21 protein-coding genes are annotated in these 19,754 nt (G+C 46.0%); 16 read left to right on the forward strand and 5 right to left on the reverse strand.

Annotation, left to right across the window (positions count from 1 at the left end):
- Positions 1-149: 149 nt before the first annotated feature.
- The 12 genes from C943_RS05205 (at position 150) to bla (ending at position 9,252) form a co-directional block, all read left to right on the forward strand.
- Positions 150-827, forward strand: coding sequence for a hypothetical protein (locus tag C943_RS05205; protein ID WP_008624995.1), 678 nt, complete (start codon positions 150-152; stop codon positions 825-827).
- Between the two features lie 18 nt (positions 828-845).
- Positions 846-1,415 (forward strand): DUF4136 domain-containing protein, encoded by a 570-nt coding sequence (locus C943_RS05210; RefSeq protein ID WP_008624997.1) that lies wholly within the window; start codon positions 846-848, stop codon positions 1,413-1,415.
- Between the two features lie 22 nt (positions 1,416-1,437).
- Positions 1,438-3,114, forward strand: a complete 1,677-nt coding sequence (locus tag C943_RS05215; protein ID WP_008624999.1) for an arylsulfatase — start codon at positions 1,438-1,440, stop codon at positions 3,112-3,114.
- A gap of 31 nt (positions 3,115-3,145) precedes the next feature.
- On the forward strand, positions 3,146-3,592 hold the full coding sequence (locus tag C943_RS05220) for a YqhA family protein (protein WP_008625001.1): 447 nt from the start codon (positions 3,146-3,148) through the stop codon (positions 3,590-3,592).
- Between the two features lie 61 nt (positions 3,593-3,653).
- Positions 3,654-3,926, forward strand: coding sequence for a hypothetical protein (locus C943_RS05225; protein ID WP_040479178.1), 273 nt, complete (start codon positions 3,654-3,656; stop codon positions 3,924-3,926).
- Positions 3,927-3,950: 24 nt separating this feature from the next.
- Positions 3,951-4,532 (forward strand): hypothetical protein, encoded by a 582-nt coding sequence (locus C943_RS05230; RefSeq protein ID WP_040479090.1) that lies wholly within the window; start codon positions 3,951-3,953, stop codon positions 4,530-4,532.
- Positions 4,533-4,540: 8 nt separating this feature from the next.
- Positions 4,541-5,281, forward strand: coding sequence for a DUF2490 domain-containing protein (locus tag C943_RS05235; protein ID WP_008625008.1), 741 nt, complete (start codon positions 4,541-4,543; stop codon positions 5,279-5,281).
- A gap of 355 nt (positions 5,282-5,636) precedes the next feature.
- A complete protein-coding gene (locus tag C943_RS05240) occupies positions 5,637-6,236 on the forward strand; it encodes a hypothetical protein (protein ID WP_040479091.1) in 600 nt (199 codons plus the stop codon).
- A 180-nt stretch (positions 6,237-6,416) separates the two neighbouring features.
- The gene (locus C943_RS05245; protein ID WP_157198437.1) at positions 6,417-6,872 is read left to right on the forward strand and encodes a hypothetical protein; all 456 of its coding nucleotides are present in this window, start codon (positions 6,417-6,419) and stop codon (positions 6,870-6,872) included.
- Entirely contained in the window at positions 6,869-7,438 is a 570-nt protein-coding gene (locus tag C943_RS05250; protein WP_040479096.1) for a DUF1990 family protein, read from the forward strand. Before C943_RS05245 ends, C943_RS05250 begins: the two co-directional genes overlap by 4 nt.
- A 373-nt stretch (positions 7,439-7,811) precedes the next feature.
- A complete protein-coding gene (locus C943_RS05255; RefSeq protein WP_008625020.1) occupies positions 7,812-8,222 on the forward strand; it encodes a VOC family protein in 411 nt (136 codons plus the stop codon).
- Positions 8,223-8,460: 238 nt separating this feature from the next.
- Entirely contained in the window at positions 8,461-9,252 is a 792-nt protein-coding gene (gene bla / locus C943_RS05260; protein ID WP_008625024.1) for a subclass B1 metallo-beta-lactamase, read from the forward strand.
- A gap of 13 nt (positions 9,253-9,265) precedes the next feature.
- On the opposite strand, the gene greB is transcribed toward bla, so the two are convergent.
- Positions 9,266-9,739, reverse strand: a complete 474-nt coding sequence (gene greB / locus C943_RS05265; protein WP_040479097.1) for a transcription elongation factor GreB — start codon at positions 9,737-9,739, stop codon at positions 9,266-9,268.
- 320 nt (positions 9,740-10,059) lie between these two features.
- Here greB and C943_RS05270 point away from each other — a divergent pair, with 320 nt between their 5' ends.
- Both C943_RS05270 and C943_RS05275 read left to right on the forward strand, forming a co-directional pair.
- Positions 10,060-10,545 carry a hypothetical protein gene (locus tag C943_RS05270; protein ID WP_157198438.1) on the forward strand — a complete coding sequence of 162 codons (486 nt, stop codon included), beginning with the start codon at positions 10,060-10,062 and terminating at the stop codon, positions 10,543-10,545.
- Positions 10,546-10,735: 190 nt separating this feature from the next.
- Positions 10,736-11,617: a bestrophin family protein gene (locus tag C943_RS05275; protein WP_008625028.1), complete on the forward strand. Its 882-nt coding sequence runs from the start codon at positions 10,736-10,738 to the stop codon at positions 11,615-11,617.
- A 69-nt stretch (positions 11,618-11,686) separates the two neighbouring features.
- Here C943_RS05275 and katG read toward each other — a convergent pair whose 3' ends face one another.
- A complete protein-coding gene (gene katG, locus C943_RS05280; protein WP_040479101.1) occupies positions 11,687-13,891 on the reverse strand; it encodes a catalase/peroxidase HPI in 2,205 nt (734 codons plus the stop codon).
- Between the two features lie 300 nt (positions 13,892-14,191).
- Positions 14,192-15,196 carry an SMP-30/gluconolactonase/LRE family protein gene (locus C943_RS05285; RefSeq protein ID WP_040479103.1) on the reverse strand — a complete coding sequence of 335 codons (1,005 nt, stop codon included), beginning with the start codon at positions 15,194-15,196 and terminating at the stop codon, positions 14,192-14,194.
- A gap of 209 nt (positions 15,197-15,405) precedes the next feature.
- Here C943_RS05285 and C943_RS05290 point away from each other — a divergent pair, with 209 nt between their 5' ends.
- On the forward strand, positions 15,406-15,894 hold the full coding sequence (locus tag C943_RS05290) for a DoxX family protein (protein ID WP_008625038.1): 489 nt from the start codon (positions 15,406-15,408) through the stop codon (positions 15,892-15,894).
- A gap of 12 nt (positions 15,895-15,906) precedes the next feature.
- Positions 15,907-17,544, forward strand: coding sequence for a Gfo/Idh/MocA family protein (locus C943_RS05295; RefSeq protein WP_008625040.1), 1,638 nt, complete (start codon positions 15,907-15,909; stop codon positions 17,542-17,544).
- A gap of 180 nt (positions 17,545-17,724) precedes the next feature.
- On the opposite strand, the gene C943_RS05300 is transcribed toward C943_RS05295, so the two are convergent.
- Together C943_RS05300 and hemH are read right to left on the reverse strand one after the other, a co-directional pair.
- Positions 17,725-18,432 (reverse strand): hypothetical protein, encoded by a 708-nt coding sequence (locus C943_RS05300; protein WP_008625052.1) that lies wholly within the window; start codon positions 18,430-18,432, stop codon positions 17,725-17,727.
- 194 nt (positions 18,433-18,626) lie between these two features.
- A complete protein-coding gene (gene hemH, locus C943_RS05305) occupies positions 18,627-19,661 on the reverse strand; it encodes a ferrochelatase (protein WP_040479104.1) in 1,035 nt (344 codons plus the stop codon).
- Positions 19,662-19,754: the final 93 nt, after the last annotated feature.

The following is a 19,754-nucleotide window of genomic DNA, read 5'->3' on the forward strand; positions in this document are numbered from 1 at the left end:
AATCTCGACGCCTGCCATCATTTGACAGGTTCAACCCTGTCGCGGAAATGAAGAGCGGAACTTGATGCGGCCAAACGACGATGATGCAAAATGTAAAATACCAAAGAGCCAATAACCGACTGTTTAACAAAGCAATACCATAAATCCACATGAAAAAGATAAAAACCATTGCAGTACTTTCCGTTCTTTTTGTTTCCATTTCCCTGGTTCAAGCCCAAGTGGATAAGGAAAAATTGTCCTTGGATATTTCGAAAGCGGAAGAAGCCAATCAGCTTAAATTGAAAGAATACGTCTGGAAACGAAGGTCGGATGTGTTTATCGAAAGCCAATTGAAATTGACGACAATCACGGAATTCAGCTATACGCCTGAAGGTAAATTGGAAACCAACTTGGTGGATGCTGAAACTACCGTAGAGAAAAAGCCAGGCTTCCGGGGCAAAGCCCAAGCAAATGCCGCCGAAGAAAAGATCGAATACATCGAAAAGGCACTTAAGATCGCCCTAGACTATACCTTCATGACCAAAGGTGAGTTGTTGGATTTTTTCGGCAAAGCTACTGTAACTGAAAAGGACGGATTGATAGAAGCCGTCGCTGATGATGTACATGTCAAAGGTGACCGATTGCTGGTACGTATCGACCCAAACACCCACCTGTTCACTTACAAAGAGTTCACTAGCCTATTGGGCCAAGATAAGATAGAGGGCAAATTGAACTATGAGAAGTTCAGCAATGGGACAAGCCACCTGTCTACGACTACGGTAAACCTGCCTGCTCAAAAAATGAATATTGACGCAAAGAATCAAGACTATACAATTCGAATAAAATAAAGCTAAATTTAATTTCTGATGAATATGAAAGCCACAACCAAAATCATGTTGCTTCTCCTGTTGAACTTTATGGTGATTGCGTGCAGTTCCCCCTTGAAGGTCATCACGGACTATGATACCAAAGCCGACTTTAGCAGGTTTCAGACTTTTTCATTTTATCAGCTTACTGACAAAGGCCCGGGATTGAGCGAACTCAATCAGCAAAGAATAATCAACGCGATAAGGGATGAGTTAGTCAAAAAAGGTTTTAAAGAAGATTTGACAAATCCAGACCTGTTGGTGAATGCAACGGCTATCGTAACGGAAGAAAAGCAGGTGACATCAACCAACTATTACAACTATGGTGGTTACTACCGTCCATACCGATGGGGGCCGACCTATGTAGGAGGATCTACGGTTTATAGCGTTTCGGAGCTTAGGGAAGGCTCTCTGGTAATCGATATCATTGATGCTTCGACCAAACACTTGATTTGGCAAGGCACAGGCAACAAGGAAATAGATACAGGATTGAAAAAACCGGAAACCGAGGTTCCTGCTGCTGTGGCGAAAATTCTCGCAGGCTTCCCTCCCCAACCTAAACAAAAGTGATGTACTGAATCAATCACATAAGATGAAAAAACTATTCCCATTTATTCTAGCTGCATTGGCGGCCTGTGGCCAAAAACAAAACGAAGAGATACTTCCCCAAAGGCCCAACATCCTTTTTATTGTCGCAGACGATCTGGGCTTCAGTGACATTGGACCCTTTGGCGGAAATATCAATACGCCTGTGCTGGACCAATTCAGCAAGGAGGGAATGCTGTTTTCAAATTTCTATGTGCTACCAACATGCTCCCCGACACGCTCTGCACTCCTGACTGGCAACGATAACCACGTCGCGGGAGTCGGCATCATGAGCGAAGTCAGCTATCCGGCTGTGGCAAACCTCCCTGGATACTCGGGGCATTTGAACAATCAGGTGGTGACCATCCCTGAACTGTTGAGGGAGAGTGGCTACCACACCTACATGGCAGGCAAATGGCACTTGGGTGACGATGAAGGACAAATCCCCTCCGACCGCGGTTTCGAGGAATCCTTTGCACTCCTTCAGGGAGGAGGAAGTCACTATGCCGATCAGAAGCCGCTTTCACCGCCTCAGGTAATGGACTATCGGGTAAACGGAAAGAAAATCGCCACGCTTCCTGCGGATTTTTACTCGACCAAGAACTACACCGATACGCTGATTCACTATATCGACAAAAACAAAGGCGATCAGAAGCCATTTTTCATCTACGCTTCCTACACTGCCCCCCACGATCCGCTGCAGGCGCCCAAGGAGTACATTGATAAGTACAAAGGCAAATTCGATTCCGGTTGGGATTCACTGCGGGTACTCAGGCTCAACAACCTGAAGGCCTTGGGCATCATTTCCGCGGATGTAAATTCCTTTGCGCCGAGTGGTATTCCGCAATGGTCCACGCTGAGTCCCGAACAAAAGGCGGAGTTTGCGAAGGATATGGAAGTGTATGCCGCGATGGTCGAATACCTCGATATGAGTATTGGTCGCTTGCTCGATTACCTCAAGCAACAGGGCTTGTATGACAATACAATGATCGTATTCATGTCGGACAACGGCGCCAATGGCGTCATGGCCACCACCTATCCGGGCAATGCTGACGGAAAATACCTGGGGGCTTTCAACAATGAGTTGGATAACCGCGGATTGCCAAACTCCTTTGTTGAAATGGGACCGGGCTGGGCACAGGCTTCCTCCTCACCTTTCCGATTGTTCAAAAGTTTTGCTTCAGAGGGCGGAATCAGGGCTCCTTTGATGATTAAGCTCCCAAATGCTGCTCCAAGTCCCGGACAGTGGAACAAGAGTTTTGTCCATGTGACTGACCTTATGCCCACGGTTTTGCAGCTTGCTGAAGTATCCTATCCTGCCCAGTTCAAAGAAAAGGCTGTAAGGCAACCGATCGGAAAATCTCTGCTGCCCGTGCTGACAGGGACCGCCCAGGAAGTCCATGCTGACGGTGCAGGAATGGGCTGGGAACTATTTGAAAGGAAGGCCTACATCAAAGGCAAATGGAAAGTCTTGAGATTGCCCGCACCATTTAGCACCGGTGAGTGGCAGCTTTTTGATCTTGAAAAGGATCCGGGAGAAGCCAATGACCTTTCCCAGCAATTTCCTGCCCTGCGGGATTCCTTGGTCAACGAGTGGCTGAAGTATGCCAAAGCCAACGACGTCTTTGACCATCGAGGCCATTACGATTCGCTTTTGAGCAGAAGTCTGATGGGGGATCATTGAGCATCCTAGCCAAGAAAAGCAAAATCAATCTATGAGTCGGATTTTCAAAACCACTGTCTTGGTCATTTCCATGACCATGTTTGCGAATTTTGTCTTCACAGCTGGTGTGGGGGTATACAAGACGATTCATGCATATGCCATACTGTACGCGGACGGGGTCGCGGGAAAGCCTGGACTGGAGATCGTGGAGTCACTCGACTTGTTTTTGGTCGCGTTTGTTTTCCTTATCCTTTCGCTGGGCTTCATGAAAATGTTCTATCCGGAATTCAAAGGCTTCCACCATATCAATTTGCCGTGGCTGAAGATCGATGATTTCTATCAGTTGAAACACCTGACCTGGAATGCCATATTGTTGACCTTGTTGATCACCTTTGGTACCCATGTAATCCGTTCGACGGGTCCCTTGGAGTGGACCCTATTGATCATTCCTGCATCGGTGTTCCTTTTTTCCATGAGTTCCAAGATGCTCAAGCACTAGCAAGTCCAGCTTTCAGACATAGACAGCTTGCATAAAATCTTCAATGATAAAAAGACAAAAAATGAACAGCATAATGGTATTGATCACCCTTTCGGATAGTGGAATAGAAACAATCAAATCGAATCCTGAATTGCCGAAAAAGGAAATGGAATTTGTGGCCCGCTGGAAGGACGAAGGCATTTTGGAAAGCTTCTTCATTTCGGTTTCAAAAAAGGATGCTGTTTTGATTTTCAAAAACGTAGACGAATCCACAGTCAAGGGACTTATTGAATCTTTGCCATACTTCCACTATATGGCCCAGATTGCCTACCATCACTTGAATAAACAGTTCTAAGCATCAAGCTCCGTGGATTGTTCTATGAAGTGGCCAGCAAGTATCTTGTTTATCATCTTCCTGGTGTTTTTATTGGGGAGTTTCCGTGTAAACGCTCAGACGGAATCCGAAAATCCGATTGAAGAAGAGGCATCCGGCAAGCATCGCCTGACCATTTTGATGGCAAATGCTTTCATTCCCGCAGCAGACAATATTGCAGGCCAAAGCAACATGTTCATTGTACCGGCATGGGGTATCAATTACGATTACTGGATCAATGATAGGATCGGTTTTGGTGTTCACAATACTCTCATTCTCCAACAATACAAAATCGAAAAGAGCCGGGAAGAAATCATTATAGAACGTTCCTTCCCGGTGGTGATCACCGGCGAGTTACTTTTCATACCTATGGAAAATTTGTTGCTGTCGGCAGGAGCGGGACGGGAACTTGAAAAACAGGAGAGTTTCACCGTCGTTAATCTTGGTGTGGAGTATGGATTCGAGCTTGGGAAAGGGTTGGAGCTGAGTCTAAATCTGCTATACGACAACAAAATTGATGCTTATGACAGCTGGATGTTTGGTGTAGGGTTCAGCAAGTTTTTTTCGAGGACCGCTAGGAAGAAATAGGTTTCGTCATGTCGCTGCTCCGATTTTTCTCTTTCATCTTGCTTGTGCTATTTGCAGGAAAGGTTCATGGGCAGGAGTCGAGCAAGCAAATCTGGAATGAATACATGTTCAACATTCCATTTGCCAAGGTGTACAACGTGGAACTGGCCGCAAACTATAGCACCGTCTTGGGTACGCCCAAGTGGAGATCTTTCGAATTTCAGGCCACCCCAGAATGGACCATTTCGAAGCACGTGGATTTGATGGGCGGCTTCCTGCTGGGCAACACCTTTCAGAATGAGACCACCAACACGGTGGAACTAAGGGGAATGCTGGGAACACGGATTCATTTCACGCCCCAAAAAAGAATACTAACCCGTTTGCTTGTACGCTTCGAGCAACGCAATCAGCGCGACCAAGAAAGCGCACAGTGGGAAAACAGTCAGCGCTCGAGAATCAGGGCAGAGACGATTGTTCCGATCAACAAAAAATCCATGTTTGCTGGGAATCAACTTTGGTATGGTATGTTGGATGCGGAGTACTTTTTGGTTTTCGATCAGGATCTGGAAGAACGATTTGCAAACCGATTTCGGCTGAGGGCAGGCTTGGGCTATCGGCTTAGCAATAGTTTCCGATTTGAATTTGTCTATACCATGCAGCAATCGAAAAACACAATTGATGGCAATTTCAACACCACCGACAATATCTTCCGTTTTCGGGTAAAGCAATTTTTGAACAAGCCTTCCAGACTTCAGGGAAATGGAAATTAGGGATTGGGCAAAGCCAAAAACCGGTTTGTTCTGTTCTGAGGACGACCTTTGAGGTTTTGGAACCTCGAAGGTCTGGCTTGCCACAAAGACGCTAAGGCAAAGAAATTTGGATCAAGAAGAGCCATTGAAGGATCGGGGCTTTTTTATCGTTCATTGGTATTTGGTTCCAAAGACCTAAACCCATCTCATGACCACGGGACTTGACGAAATAAAAAGTCCGTTGGACAATCTGGATATATGAAAAACTACTTAGTTTTATAGAAGATATTTCCACAATATTGTGGAAAGCACGCCAAATCGGAATGCTTTCCACAATTAATTGTGGAAAGCGAGACGTTGTGCACAAGCTAAAAAAATGAAACGACTAACATTCATATTAATCACAATTGGACTTTTAAGTTGTAAAGGAACGGAACAAAAAGTAGTGAATATGGACGACCTAACTCAGGATTTAGAGACTTTAGCATTTGAAGGAATTAGCATTGACTTCAAATTCAACTCGGACAAACCGACTTTTGGAGACTTGTTTCTGATAGTTGGATACGAAAATCCAAATTTCCCTCCAAACAGCAGGGAGTTTAAAAGTCTTCAAAACTTGGGATTTGAACAAGTGGACGACTACTTTGGAATTAGGAATACAGACGACATTGGCGATGACGTTAAAATTTGGATGTACCCAATAATTAATGGTGAAGAAGTTTACCATAACGAAGGACCTTTTGACGCGATTCGACTTAATTATGTCATTGTTCGTAATGACAAAGAAACCGAAGTTCTTTTTGAAAAAGCGTTCAATTCCATAGCAACAAATTTGAATGTAACGCCAACTTTTAACGGACAGCCAATTGACAGTTACGACAACATTAAAAAGACAATTAATGATGCCATTCAATATTGTAAACAAGAACTGAAAGTAGAACCAGGTTCGGATGAAGCTTTACAACTTGATTGGTAAAATGAAAAAATAAAAAGCCAGTGCACAACACAGCATATAGCTTATGGCGGGTGAACGGCTGCCAGCAAGGTTTTCGCTCCGTAGCCAGCTTTGGTTTCGGTGGACAGGAAAGTGCTTCGAAACCGCCACAAGCCATATGTAAACCGTTATGCCTCACCCTAAAAGACGACACAACAGACAATGAACGTAGGAAGTAAATATGCGATATATTCAGTTTTGATAGGTGCGACTATTGCGTATTCAATTATGACATTTTTTAGTTACGAAGGAAATTTGCTCATAGCACTAAGTTGGATTAAAGAATGGCATTATGTTTCAAATTTATTGGTCGGACTTTTTGGACTTTTGCTTTTTGGCTACTTTTTCGGAAGACTTGCAGCCAAAGAAATCATTGAGAAAAAGAAAGACCATACTTGGGTAGGCTTTAAGTATGGCGTATTGACATTATGGTCAGGAACTTTGTCGGGTAGTTTGGTTGGATTCTTTCAAGAAGGTTTCCATAAAATAGGAATGTACGATGACCCATTTGTGGACTACATTTATAAACCAATGTTTTGGGTAACATTCTTTGGACTTTTACCAGTTCTGTTCGTTGGTTTTTGGTTTGGCAGACAAATAAAGAAACACTCAAAATGAAAATTTATCTATCAGACCAACTAAATCAGTTCAAAAAACACCTTGACTTTCTAAAGACAAAGGGCGTTATGGACTATGATAAAATACGTCTGATAGAAAAAATCACAACTATTGAAATCAACACGACAAAGAAAATTGACCAACTAAACCTTGACTTTTTGTTCGACTACAAAATTTTCCCGGACAACATTATGACCTTTAAAAACCAGTGGACAGAAGAGAATAGGAAAATGAGAGTTGGCGACACAATTGCACAACAAGTATATATTCCACCGACTAAGACATTTTCACAGAAAATAATATTTGGTGTAAGAGTTAATGCAATTATTGACCAATCGGACAAAAAAGGATTCAGCTACGAAACACTTGAAGGACACGTTGAGAAAGGTATTTCGACCTTTACAGTTGAACAGCTTGACAACAAAATAATCTTTAAAATTCAAACTTACTCGACACCAGGAAACATATTGACTAAATTACTCGGGCCGATTTTTTCTGTTCCATATCAAACGTTTTGTACAAAGACTGCATTGAAAAACGTAAAAAGACAATTAGAAAATCAATGAAACGGACGACAGAAAAAGAAGGGCGAAGGCATAACACGGGTTTTGCGTCAGGCGGGTTAACGTGCAAACTTGGAGCTTTGTACTTCTATTCAAGTTTAGTGCAGGTTGACAGTTTTGTGCTCCGAAACCCGCCCGAACGCAAAGCCCGAAAAAAAAATTTGTTAATAATTTAGTTCAAAGCCTACCCTCCGGTTCATTTTTTGTGGATTGACTTTTTTGGAGCCAAAACCTAAGCTCGGAAAAATCACTCAGCTTATAAGCACCTTTGGTCGCCAAGTCAAGAAATCACTCCCCAAAAAAAGTGTACTTTGCAGTAGCCTCTTTTCCTGATTCCCTTTAAATCGGTACATTCATCGGATAAAGGAAAAGAACCATGGTCACCATATCCACCTACCTGCTATTGGACGGCACCTGCAAGCAGGCGATGCAATTCTACCACGCATGCTTTGGGGGAGAACTGACGCTGTCAGCAGTAAAGGATACGCCCATGAAAGCGATGTTTCCGCCCGAAATGCACGATAGGATCATCCATGCAAACCTCAAGGCGCCCGGAATTTCGCTTTCCGCCTCGGATTGGATGCTTCCCTCTGAGCAGCCTGTGAGGGGCAATACGGTATGTCTGTATATAAGCGGTGGGACTGTAGAGGAAACAGAGACGGTATTTGGAAAGTTGTCGGATGGGGCCGATATCACCGACCCCTTGACCAACCAAGCCTTTGGGGTATATGGTGCATTGAACGACCAATTCGGAATCCGTTGGATGTTTCACGCTGAAAATGGCTGATCCCGGCAACGAGGTATGGCCATGTGAGTATTGGGGGATTTTGATTTGGTTTTTAGAGGATTGGGCATTCTTTGGTTTAAGCGAAATGAATGGATGAAATTTGATAAAAGTTTTCCCCAAGACAGACTAGTTTTTTCTAACTTGTACAATAGCCCGAAAAATTGGAAATAAGGAAGATTCGGGTGCTTTTCGCCAATCCAGCTTTGGAAAAAACCAGAAAATAAAACCAAATCACGCCATGAAACCTGTACCAGTTCTCGTTTTGATGTTTCTTTTTTTATACCTGAACATTTCTGCCCAAGCCCAACAGAAAAGCCCCTTTCAAGCCCAAGAAATCTATCGGTCCGAGACATTGGTACTGACGCAGGTATCAGAAAATACTTTCATCCATACGTCCTTCTTGCAGACCAATGATTTTGGAAATGTGCCCTGCAATGGCCTGGTGGTAACGGATGGCAAGGAGGCTTTGGTTTTCGATACGCCGACCGATGTCGCTGCTTCGGAAGAGTTGATTCAATGGATTACAAAAAATCAAAAGTTAGAGATTAAAGGAATCGTTCCGACCCACTTCCACAACGATTGCTTGGGTGGATTACAAGCTTTTGAGGAATTGGAGATTCCCTCATATGCTACTTTCAAAACGATCGACCTCGCTAGGGAAAATAACTTTGTGGTGCCAAAAAATGGATTCGCGGATTCGCTTGTGCTGAAAGTTGGTGATCGTACCGTCTTGGTAAAGCACTATGGTGAAGGGCATACCAAGGACAATGTCGTCGCCTATTTTCCCAGCGAAAGGGTACTTTTTGGAGGCTGCCTGGTCAAGGAAGTCGATGCGACCCGTGGCTATCTCGGCGATGCCAATTTGGATACTTGGTCAGGTACGGTAGAGGCGGTGAAAAAGGGATTTCCCGAAACCAAGATCGTCGTCCCCGGACATGGAAAGCATGGGGGCGTAGAACTACTCGACTATACGATCAAACTTTTTCAGACCAGACACTTTGGCGAAAGAAATGGCAATGAGGTAAAATGAATGGTTATTTAGCCTACTTCTGATACTCAATTTTCGAAACCCGCCAAACAAGTTGCTGGGTTGGGGTTTGCACGATGGCTTCGTCACCAACTTCCTTTTTGAGCAAGGCCTGTGCCATGGGCGAATCGATCGAGATATAGTCCCTGCGCTCAAAAATCTCCTCTCCGCCCACAATGCGGAAGCGGATTTTTTGTCCCTTTGAATTTTCGACCTCAACCCAAGCCCCAAACATCACCTTTCCTTCCTGATAGGGAGCATATTCCACCACCTTCAGGTCATCGAGGCATTTGCGCAGGTAGTGGACCCGCTTGTCGATTTCGCGGAGGCGTCGTTTGTTGTAGTGGTAGTCAGCGTTTTCAGAGCGGTCGCCAAGGCTGGCTGCCCAGGCAACTTTTTGGGTGGTTTCGGGACGCTCGACCTTCCAAAGGTGATCCAATTCGGCCTTCAGTTTTTCCAAGCCTTCAGGAGTGATCAACATTGTCTTCATGTCCTTCAATCAGTTCTTTTTGGGTAGATAAGCCTTTCTTTTGTCTCGGCAATGCTGCCCCAAAAAACGCTGAAATGTGTCAAAATCCCAAGTCCTTGAAGTTTTCTGCTTTGGACCAGAAATCGAACATGTCAATTAATAGGGCGGGACTAACGCATTTCTTCAAATTACCCAGCCGTTCAATTTGTGGTAGCCGAGGCCGACCTTTCCGCCGTTGGGGCAACGCTGCCGCGCTACCGTCCCTATTTGATAATTTGCTTTTTCAACAAAAAAAGCCCAAAATCAAGGAAGTTTTTGTTTGAACTTAGACCGAACAACCTATGATGTCATGTGAAAATTCAATCAAGCTGTGCGGACTGTTGCTCGTTTTGGCACTTTTCTCCTGCAAACGGCCCGCCAATGAACAGCTGCAATCGGAAACTGAGGTTGCCAAGGAAGACACCACTGCTTTCTCCCTTGATTCGTTCACCGAGTTTCCGGAAGAAGTAATGGGTTGTTCCTGTTATTTTGGGCTCGATTCTGCTGCATTTGCCCAAGGTCAATATGAGTTTGTGAGCGACTTCGGCGAAACGGCCTTTGTGTCCATCAATGGTGAAATAACAAAATTTACAAGAGTCAGCCGTGAAGAGGTAGATTCTGTGACCACAAAGTCGAGGTATGAAAATTTGGATTTTTGGCTAAGCATTCAGCTCATAGATGGTCGGGCGCTGGATTATGAAGTATCTCGAATGACTGGAAAGATGACGCTTGGCAACAAATCCGGGAAAGAGATCAGCGTGGATTTGTTTGGGGTATGTGGGTGTTGAGGGCGATTTCCTATCCGAAAAATGGCATGGTGAAGAGACCATTATCCGGAAAGTGAAAGTATTGATTTTTGAGATTTGGCTGTTTCCGTTCGATTCGCTTTATTTCCTTTTGTTCTTATGGATGGCCAAGCCGCCAGGTTTGGTCTTTGAATAAACCATCACACCAAACGCTCATTTTCCTAACTATTCCATGTTCTACTACAATTCAAAAGATTGGCTGATCGCCATCTTTAAGGTTACCAAAGGCGATACCGTCAGGGCATTGATTCCCTCATTGCTTTTTGTAGGCTTACTTTCCTGGGGGATCGTTCAATTGGAAGTCAATTACCTCAAACTGTCCGAAAGCAGCCAAGCCAAGAACATTACCATCATGCACACCTTGTTAGGCTTCGCTATTTCCATGCTGTTGGTTTTTCGGACCAATACGGCATATGACCGTTGGTGGGAAGGTCGTAAGCTTTGGGGCGAACTGGTCAATAACAGTCGCAACTTGGCGCTCAAGGTCAAGGTATTTTTGCCTTTCGAGGATCAAAGTACACGGACATATTTCCGTCAGGTGATTCCGCTGTATGCCGCAGCGCTTCGTCGGCATTTGCAGAAGCAGAGTACGATTTTGCAGTTGGACGAAAGCCCCCATCCCGAGCTTCCCGATCTGGATAAAGGAGCCCATGTCCCTAATTGGATCGCTGAAAGCATTTTTTATAAAGTAAATTCCATGTACACTTCGGGAACGATTTCGGGAGACCAATTAATCGTGTTGAATGGGGAATTGAAGTCGTTTACCGATATATGTGGGGCCTGCGAAAGGATCAAAAACACGCCGATTCCCTTTAGCTACAGCTCATTTATCAAGAAGTTCATCTTTCTCTATGTGGCTACTTTGCCTTTCGGTTTGGCCTTGACCTTAGGCTACTTCACAATTCCCGTGACGGCGTTCATTTTTTACGCTTTGGTAAGTTTGGAATTGATCGCTGAGGAAATTGAGGACCCCTTTGGACATGACAGCAATGATTTGCCTATGGAAAAAATCGCTGAGACTATCAAAGCCAATGTTGCCGAAATCATGTCCTGATTTTTGTCCAGGCACAAAAAGAAAAGGCGACCCGTCATCGGATCGCCTTTTTCTTCGTCGATATTTGAATTATTTCAAATCAAACCTGTCGAGGTTCATCACCTTGTTCCAAGCTGCCACGAAGTCTTTTACAAACTTCGCTTTGCCATCTTCGCAAGCATAAACTTCAGCCAAAGCTCTCAATTCAGAGTTGGAACCGAAGATCAAGTCAGCGCGGGTTGCAGTCCACTTAGGCTCACCGGTTTTTCTGTCGCTACCTACGAACACGTTCTGCTTGTCAGAAGTTGCTCTCCAAGTAGTACCCATATCCAGCAAGTTCACGAAGAAGTCGTTGGTCAATTTGCCTGGAGTAGCTGTGAATACACCGTGCTTGCCTCCGTCCCAGTTGGCGCCCAAAGCTCTCATACCACCTACGAGGGCAGTCATCTCAGGAGCAGTCAAGGTCAGCAACTGTGCTTTGTCGATCAAGGCTTCTTCTGCTTTCACTTTGCAATCAGCAGCCATGTAGTTCCTGAATCCATCAGCCCAAGGCTTCAACCACTCGAAAGAATCCACTTCGGTTTCTTCTTGGGAAGCATCTGTACGGCCTGGAGTGAATGGCACGGAGATATCGAATCCAGCGTCTTTTGCAGCTTTCTCAACAGCAGCGCAACCGCCCAATACGATCAAGTCAGCCATGGAGATCTTCTTGCCTCCACCAGCAGTGCTGTTGAATTCTTCCTGGATGCTGGCCAGTACGCCCAATACCTTGTTCAACTGAGCGGGGTTGTTGGCTTCCCAGTTTTTCTGAGGCTCCAAACGGATGCGGCCACCATTGGCACCGCCTCTGAAATCAGAACCACGGAAGGTAGAAGCAGAAGCCCAGGCCGTAGAAACCAACTCAGCTACGGTTAAACCGGAAGCCAGAATATTAGCCTTCAAGCCTGCGATGTCCGCTGCATCAGCCAACGGATGGTTTACTGCAGGGATTGGATCTTGCCAGATCAAATCTTCGGCGGGTACTTCAGGACCTTTGTAACGGGCCTTAGGTCCCATATCTCGGTGAGTCAGTTTGAACCAAGCTCTTGCGAAAACGTCAGCGAAGTACTCAGGATTTTCATAGAATTTTCTGGACACCTTTTCATACTCAGGATCAAATCTCATGGACAAGTCCGTAGTCAACATGAAAGGCTTGTGGAATTTACCAGGAATGTGTGCGTCAGGAATGATCGCTTCGGCATTTTTAGCCACCCACTGGTGGGCACCCGCAGGGCTCTTGGTCAATTCCCACTCGTATTCAAACAAGAACTTGAAGTAGTCATGTCCCCACTTGGCTGGAGTAGAGGTCCAAGCACCTTCCAAACCGGAAGTGATGGTATCTGCGCCGTGGCCAGTGCCATACGTGCTGTTCCAACCTGTGCTCATCTCTTCGATAGAAGCACCTGCAGGCTCAGCGCCAACATATTTACCTGGATCAGCAGCACCGTGCGTCTTCCCGAAGGTGTGGCCACCTGCTATCAAAGCGCAAGTTTCCTCATCGTTCATTGCCATACGGCCGAATGTCTCACGGATTGCCTTCGCAGCCAAAAGCGGATCTGGCACCTTGTTAGGACCTTCTGGGTTCACGTAGATCAAGCCCATTTCGGTAGCTCCCAGTGGATTTTCCAAAGCTTCCGGATTACGGTGAGCAACCCACTCTTTCTCAGAACCCCAATAAATATCTTGCTCAGGCTCCCATACGTCTGCACGACCGCCACCGAAACCGAAAGTTTTGAAGCCCATAGATTCCAGAGCCACGTTACCGGTCAAAATCATCAAGTCAGCCCAGGAAAGCTTTCTGCCATACTTCTGCTTCACTGGCCAAAGGAGCAATCGCGCCTTGTCCAAGTTGGCATTGTCTGGCCAAGAGTTCAATGGTGCAAAACGCTGCGTACCTGTTCCGGCACCGCCACGTCCGTCCTGCACGCGGTAAGTACCCGCGCTATGCCAAGCCATACGGATCATGAATGGACCATAGTGACCGTAGTCAGCTGGCCACCAGTCCTGAGAAGTAGTCAACACCTTTTCGATGTCTGCCTTCACTTCTGCCAAGTTCAAAGACTCGAATTCCTTCGCATAGTCAAATCCCTCATCCATTGGATTGGAGAGAGAGGAATGTTGGCGAAGAATGTTCACATTCAATTGGTTTGGCCACCAATCAACGTTCTGTTGGCCTTTGCCCGCTGCAGCGGCCATAGAGCCATTGTGGAATGGACATTTTGAGATGTCTCCTCCGTTTTTACCGTGTGTATCCATGATGTTTATATTGATTTGATTTTATTCCGTTTGGCGAAGTTACCAAAAGGAATGGTTATTCGATTGAAAAAACGATAGATAAAATCTATCGATAATTAGCTGTGGAGATAAGCCTACAAGTTACCAAATAATGCTCTCGTAACAAAGCTGAGAAATGTCAGGTTAAGGAGAAAGAAGGGCAGTCGGGTCATGTTACATGCCATCGGTATCGAAACTGCTTTACCAAAAAAATAGAATTATTTATACCTCCCGAAGTGAGCACACCCCAAATTATGCAGTTCTTGAGTCGAATCATTTGTACTATTTCAGCACCATTTTCAACACATAGCTGTCTGCGGTCATGAAGAGATTTTTTTCATCGGAGGAAAGCGCGCAGTTGGATGTAGCTTCACCAGTTTCGATTCGTGCCAAGGGTTTGCCATTTTGGTCAAAAACCCACACCCCACCCGGTCCCGTCGCAAACAGTATTCCCGAGCTGTGCATCTTCATCCCATCCGGAAGGCCTTTGTAGCCGTCTTTTCCAACATATTCAGTGGCGTCAAAGAAGATTCTGCGGTTTTCGACTTTTCCCGGGGCTACCAAGTCGTATTCGTACCATACGGCAAGTTTCGGATCCGAATTTGCCACTAGCAGTTTGTCTTGGCTGGGAGAAAACGTGATCCCATTGGGCCGACTTATGCTGTCGACCAAGACCAATTCCCCATCCGTTTTCAAGCAATAAACTCCCTGGAAATCCAGTTCCTTGGCTGGATCGTCCATATTGAATTCCAATCCGTAGGGTGGATCGGTAAAATACATATTCCCCTCCCGATCAAAAACCACATCGTTGGGACTGTTGAGCCTTTGGCCTTGGAAATTGTCCGCGAGGGTGGCAAATGTAGCCGCAGGCTGTTCCAGGGGAGCATCCATTCTAGCCATACGGCGATCACCGTGTTGGCACAGGACCAAGCGCCCTTGTGGATCAAGTGTCAGCCCATTTGCGCCTACCTCACCGCCTCTTTGAGTAGTTCCCGTATAGCCCGACGGCTGAAGATATATACTGCTCTGACCATCCTTGACTTGAAAAATGGCGTTGTTGGGAATATCGGTGAAAAGCAGGGTTTGCTCTTTTTCAAGCCAAAGGGGTCCTTCCGACCAACTATGTCCTGTGGAAAGGACTTCAAGTTTAGTTTCGGGATCGAGGATTTCCATGGCTGTAGAATCCAGGATATGGATGGAGGCGTCCTGTTTGGTGGGCATGGTCGTTTCGGTTTTGCTGCAGGCCATCACGGCCAACAGACTCGGTAGGATCAACCGCTTTGTCATTGGTTTACGGTTTGGAGGTTTTGGATAAAAATAGGGAAAAAATGGAAGTGGCTCGCAAAAGGTAGGAATTAATGGCTCAAAACGGCACTCCCGATCAAAAACTCACCATTTTCCCAAAAGATTAAAAATCAGTCTTTTAACTGATTTTGGTCATGCTATTTGAGGTTTAAAGGAACTAATATCGCCCAACTTTAAACTCAAATACGCGAATGATCCAACCAACCCGATTTTCGACCTGGCAGACTTTCGGCCTCGTGCTGATGCGTCTCCTGATTGGCTGGCACTTCCTTTACGAGGGAGTGACCAAGCTATACAGTCCTTCTTGGACCGCAAAAGGCTACCTGATGAGTGCCACGTATATGCAATCCTTTTTCCAATGGATGGCTGGCGACTCGATGATTTCCATCATTGATACGCTCAATATTGGGGCGTTAATGGTGGTTGGTGTCTGTCTGATCATTGGCTTTAAGACACGATTTGCCAGTGTGATAGGCATCGGACTTTTGCTCTTTTATTTTCTGGCACATCCGCCATTCCCCGGATTTCCGCAGGGTGTCACCGAGGGAAGCTATTGGATGATCAACAAAAACCTCATCGAAGCCGCGGCCTTGTTGGTGGTTTTTCTGTTCCCAACTTCTACGTCTTTTGGCTTGGAAAGGCTTTTTGCAAAAAAGGAAATCCAATCTTCCACCACTTAATCCCCTGAAATCATGGCAACAGATAAAAATCTTTTCAAGGGATTCTCAAGAAGGGATATCCTGAAGGGCCTCGCCGGTATTCCGGTCGTAGGTGCGGTATGGGCAGCTGGTTACAACAGCACCAAGAAAAACAAACTCGAGCGGGAGTATTTGCTCGAAAAGCTCAACATCAAAGCCACTCCGCCACCTGCCAGTGGCCCGATGAGCGGAGAACCTTTGCGGATCGGCTTGATCGGTTTTGGTATCAGGGGCGAGCAGCTGATGCGCTCGCTGGGCTTTGCCACCAACGAGTGGTTGGAGGAAATGGCCAAGTCAAGTGCGGAAAATCCGAATGACAACAGGCTGGCGGACTTCAAGGCCCAAGAAAACCTCAACGTCAAGCTCACCGCCATCTGCGATATCTTCGATGTTCGCGCGGAAAAAGCCTTGCGTTCCTTCAACGCAGCCGGAAATACCTGCAAAAGGTATGGATCATATCTCGAATTGATCAATTCGGGAGAAGTGGATGCCATTATCATCGCTACACCCGACCATTGGCATGCACCGATGGCAAAAGCCGCCGTGGAGGCAGGGGTCCATGTATATGTCGAAAAACCCATGACCCATACCATCCAGGAAACGTACGAGCTGAGGGATTCGGTACGTAAAAACCCAGGTGTTGTGTTCGCCGTTGGCCATCAGCACCGTCAGACCCAAAGCTTCCTTACGGCCATGGATGCGATCGGGAAAAATACCCTCGGGCACGTTTCCCTCATCATGACCACCACCAACCGTAACGATGACAATGGTGCTTGGCAGTATGAAATCCATCCCGAAGCATCCACGTCTACGATCGACTGGAATGCCTTCTTGGGAACCGCGCCCCAGATTCCCTTCAATGCCGAGCATTTCTTCCGCTGGAGAAAATGGTGGGCCTATGGGTCGGGCTTATCTGGCGACTTGCTGACACACGATTATGACCGGATCAATTGCATCCTGAAAATGGGCATTCCGAAATACATTACCGCTTCGGGAGGCATTTACACCCATCGGGATGGCCGCAATGTGCCCGATGTAATGCATATCAACATGGATTTTCCTGAGTACAGCACCGGTGGCAGTCAGGCAGAGGGTAAGGAAAAGGGTATGACCCTTGTGTACAGCGCTACTTTGGGCAATCAGTTTGACCGGGGAACGGTCCTCATGGGACATGATGGTACCATGGAATTGGGAAATACCCTGAAAATCTATGCTGACCCAAGGTCCACCAAATACAAAGACCTTATCCAAGAAGGCAGGATCGATCCAAAAGTGCCGATCTACCAATACGACCCAAGTGCCAATGGCGTAGATGCGGTCACTTCAGCTACGGCCAAGTACTTTGCGGACAAAGGCTTGCTGTGGACCTATCGCGATGGGAAGCGGGTCGATTCGACCTTCCTCCATATCCGCGAATGGCTCAGCTGCATCCGCAACGGCGGCGATCCAAGCTGCGGTATCAATGAGGGATTTGACGAAGCGATCACCGCGCATATGGGTGGGCTCGCCTACAAAATCGGTAGGAGGATCGAATGGGATGCAGCGAATGAAAAAATCATCGCCTTACCGGGTGAGGATTTGGATGCCATCCTGTTGGACAATTCTGTCGGAATGGCGATAGTGAATGCGTGAATTTAAAAACCACCAATCGAAAAGGGTTGCCAATGATTTGGCAACCCTTCTTTTTTCAACAGAACTTCGAATGAGCCTTCGACCGGTGACCTAAATGAAAATTCAAGTCTTGCTTTGGGGAAGGTATAATTGGTATCTGAATGGAATAGCGAAAATCCAGCCCAATCCCTCCTTCAAGAATTATTTTTGCACCTTTTCATACACCCTCGCTTCAAAGGTTTTTCCCTCCTGAACTTCTTCTGCGACGATGATAAATTTGTCGTCTATGCCAATGACCTCAAAAGTCCTTTCGAAGGAATCGTTCACCCCTTTGGTTTCCGCACCGCCTAGGTACACGTTTTCAACAAAAACCCTTTTGTCCTTGACCTTTATCGTATTCGGGTCCAGCTTGAATTGGGACATCAGCATTTCTGTCTTTAAGCCTGCCCCGTTTCGATCCGCTTTTGAGATCTGTACCGGCCTTAGGTTTCCATCCTGAAGGAAATTCCTCACCTTTTCGGGATTGATGGCCAAATCTACATGTCGGTAAAAAACTGCGTGGTAACTTACAAATCGGCCGAATCCACCCTCAATGGTACGATGTAGAACCCATACATGGGAAGCACCACGCATCGAAGCCTCCTCCAATAGCTTTCTTCTTGCCCGATTGTTGATTCTATTCATTGGTGAAAAAATGGTCGCGCCGCGAGCCTTTGAATAGGCCTCCGCGATTTCAATTTGTCCCTCTACTTCGTCCTTATCATTGACTATCTTGAGGTCATTGATTTTTGTAAATCCGGATATGTCATGGTTATTGCCAGAAAACTGGGCCATGCCATCGACACCAAGGAGCAGTGAAAAAGACAGCAACAATACAAATTTGAATGTGGTAGACTTGGTATTTTTCATATATACTAATTTTTTTGCCAATGACGAAAAAATATAGGTAATGAACAAAGGTTACATGTTAAGTTTTCAAAAATTCTTCAAAGAAAAGGCGTCGGCAGTCCAAACTAATAAAGGGAAATCCATCTAATCAGATGGATCTACAAACATGGTTGGAAAAAAAATTGGCTGTTAAAAACAGCCAATGTATTCGAAAATCAGGTGTTTTGTTCCACCAAGTCCTTTACGCAGTCGACCCAAGTGTCGCGGGAATTGAGGCTAGGGACGAGGTCCCATCGCTCTCCGCCAAGTTCCTCAAACTGTTCCTTGTACTCCTGCCCCACTTCGACGGTGGTTTCCAAACAATCCGCCACAAAAGCCGGTGAGAAAACGAGTACTTTTTTTGCTCCTTTTGCAGCCAATTGCTTGATCATGTCCTCGGTGTAAGGTTGGATCCAAGGGTCTTTGCCGAGGCGGGATTGGAAGCAGGTGACGACCTTGTCCGTCGGTAGTCCCAATTTCTCCACAATCAGCCTCGTTGTCAAGAAGCATTGGCTGCGGTAGCAAAATTGGTTTTTCTTGGTGTACTGGGCGCAGCATTTGTCACTCAGTTGGCAATAGCCATCCACGGAACCTTTGCGGATTTGTCGCTCGGGAAGTCCGTGATAGGAGAAGAGGTAAGCATCGTAACTTTCCTTTTCGAGCATTTCCCGACCCAACTCAGCCCAGGCTTCCAGGAAAAGTGGATGTTCTACAAAATTGTTGACAAAGGTAATATTGGGAATGATCTGCCAAGTACGGGCGATTTCCATCACCTTGTCTACGACAGATCCGTTGGTCGCAGAGGCATACTGGGGAAAAAGCGAAATGACGATGATCTTTTTGACATTGGCTTTGTTCAGCTTTTCGAGCCCTTCCGCAATACTTGGTGACTGGTAGCGCATGGCCATTTCCACTTGGTACAGGTTCGGATCGAGTTTTTGGACCAATTTTTCCTTGAGGTCTACCGTGTGGAAAAGCAGGGGCGAACCTCTTTCTGTCCATAGCTTGGTATATTCGTGGGCAGATTTCGGCGCACGGAAAGGGGCTATGATCAAGTGTACCAACAGCCAACGGGGAATGGCTGGAATATCGATCACGCGTCCATCCATCAAAAACTCCCGTAGGTATTTTCTTACGTCTCCCGTAGCAGTGCTGTCTGGGGTTCCCAAATTGACAAGTAGCACTCCGGTTTTGGCTTTGTTTTTATTCATCAGGCTGAAAGTATGGCAGTATCCTGCATAGGGAACCAAAAGTAAAGGCTTTGGTTAACATTTTCCAATCGATAGATTCAAACGGCTATAGGA

The sequence above is a fragment of the Mariniradius saccharolyticus AK6 genome (assembly GCF_000330725.2).
In the GTDB taxonomy this organism is placed as follows: domain Bacteria; phylum Bacteroidota; class Bacteroidia; order Cytophagales; family Cyclobacteriaceae; genus Mariniradius; species Mariniradius saccharolyticus.

Excerpts from the sequence above, each read along its gene's own strand:
- bla (WP_008625024.1), top strand. The coding sequence starts at position 8,461 with ATGAAACCTGTACCAGTTCTCGTTTTGATGTTTCTTTTTTTATACCTG.
- C943_RS05205 (WP_008624995.1), top strand. The coding sequence starts at position 150 with ATGAAAAAGATAAAAACCATTGCAGTACTTTCCGTTCTTTTTGTTTCC.
- hemH (WP_040479104.1), bottom strand. The coding sequence starts at position 19,661 with ATGAATAAAAACAAAGCCAAAACCGGAGTGCTACTTGTCAATTTGGGA.
- C943_RS05295 (WP_008625040.1), top strand. The coding sequence starts at position 15,907 with ATGGCAACAGATAAAAATCTTTTCAAGGGATTCTCAAGAAGGGATATC.
- C943_RS05255 (WP_008625020.1), top strand. The coding sequence starts at position 7,812 with ATGGTCACCATATCCACCTACCTGCTATTGGACGGCACCTGCAAGCAG.
- C943_RS05300 (WP_008625052.1), bottom strand. The coding sequence starts at position 18,432 with ATGAAAAATACCAAGTCTACCACATTCAAATTTGTATTGTTGCTGTCT.
- C943_RS05285 (WP_040479103.1), bottom strand. The coding sequence starts at position 15,196 with ATGACAAAGCGGTTGATCCTACCGAGTCTGTTGGCCGTGATGGCCTGC.
- C943_RS05230 (WP_040479090.1), top strand. The coding sequence starts at position 3,951 with ATGAAGTGGCCAGCAAGTATCTTGTTTATCATCTTCCTGGTGTTTTTA.
- C943_RS05225 (WP_040479178.1), top strand. The coding sequence starts at position 3,654 with ATGAACAGCATAATGGTATTGATCACCCTTTCGGATAGTGGAATAGAA.
- C943_RS05220 (WP_008625001.1), top strand. The coding sequence starts at position 3,146 with ATGAGTCGGATTTTCAAAACCACTGTCTTGGTCATTTCCATGACCATG.
- C943_RS05250 (WP_040479096.1), top strand. The coding sequence starts at position 6,869 with ATGAAAATTTATCTATCAGACCAACTAAATCAGTTCAAAAAACACCTT.
- greB (WP_040479097.1), bottom strand. The coding sequence starts at position 9,739 with ATGAAGACAATGTTGATCACTCCTGAAGGCTTGGAAAAACTGAAGGCC.
- C943_RS05235 (WP_008625008.1), top strand. The coding sequence starts at position 4,541 with ATGTCGCTGCTCCGATTTTTCTCTTTCATCTTGCTTGTGCTATTTGCA.
- C943_RS05290 (WP_008625038.1), top strand. The coding sequence starts at position 15,406 with ATGATCCAACCAACCCGATTTTCGACCTGGCAGACTTTCGGCCTCGTG.
- C943_RS05275 (WP_008625028.1), top strand. The coding sequence starts at position 10,736 with ATGTTCTACTACAATTCAAAAGATTGGCTGATCGCCATCTTTAAGGTT.
- C943_RS05215 (WP_008624999.1), top strand. The coding sequence starts at position 1,438 with ATGAAAAAACTATTCCCATTTATTCTAGCTGCATTGGCGGCCTGTGGC.
- katG (WP_040479101.1), bottom strand. The coding sequence starts at position 13,891 with ATGGATACACACGGTAAAAACGGAGGAGACATCTCAAAATGTCCATTC.
- C943_RS05210 (WP_008624997.1), top strand. The coding sequence starts at position 846 with ATGAATATGAAAGCCACAACCAAAATCATGTTGCTTCTCCTGTTGAAC.
- C943_RS05240 (WP_040479091.1), top strand. The coding sequence starts at position 5,637 with ATGAAACGACTAACATTCATATTAATCACAATTGGACTTTTAAGTTGT.
- C943_RS05270 (WP_157198438.1), top strand. The coding sequence starts at position 10,060 with ATGATGTCATGTGAAAATTCAATCAAGCTGTGCGGACTGTTGCTCGTT.
- C943_RS05245 (WP_157198437.1), top strand. The coding sequence starts at position 6,417 with ATGAACGTAGGAAGTAAATATGCGATATATTCAGTTTTGATAGGTGCG.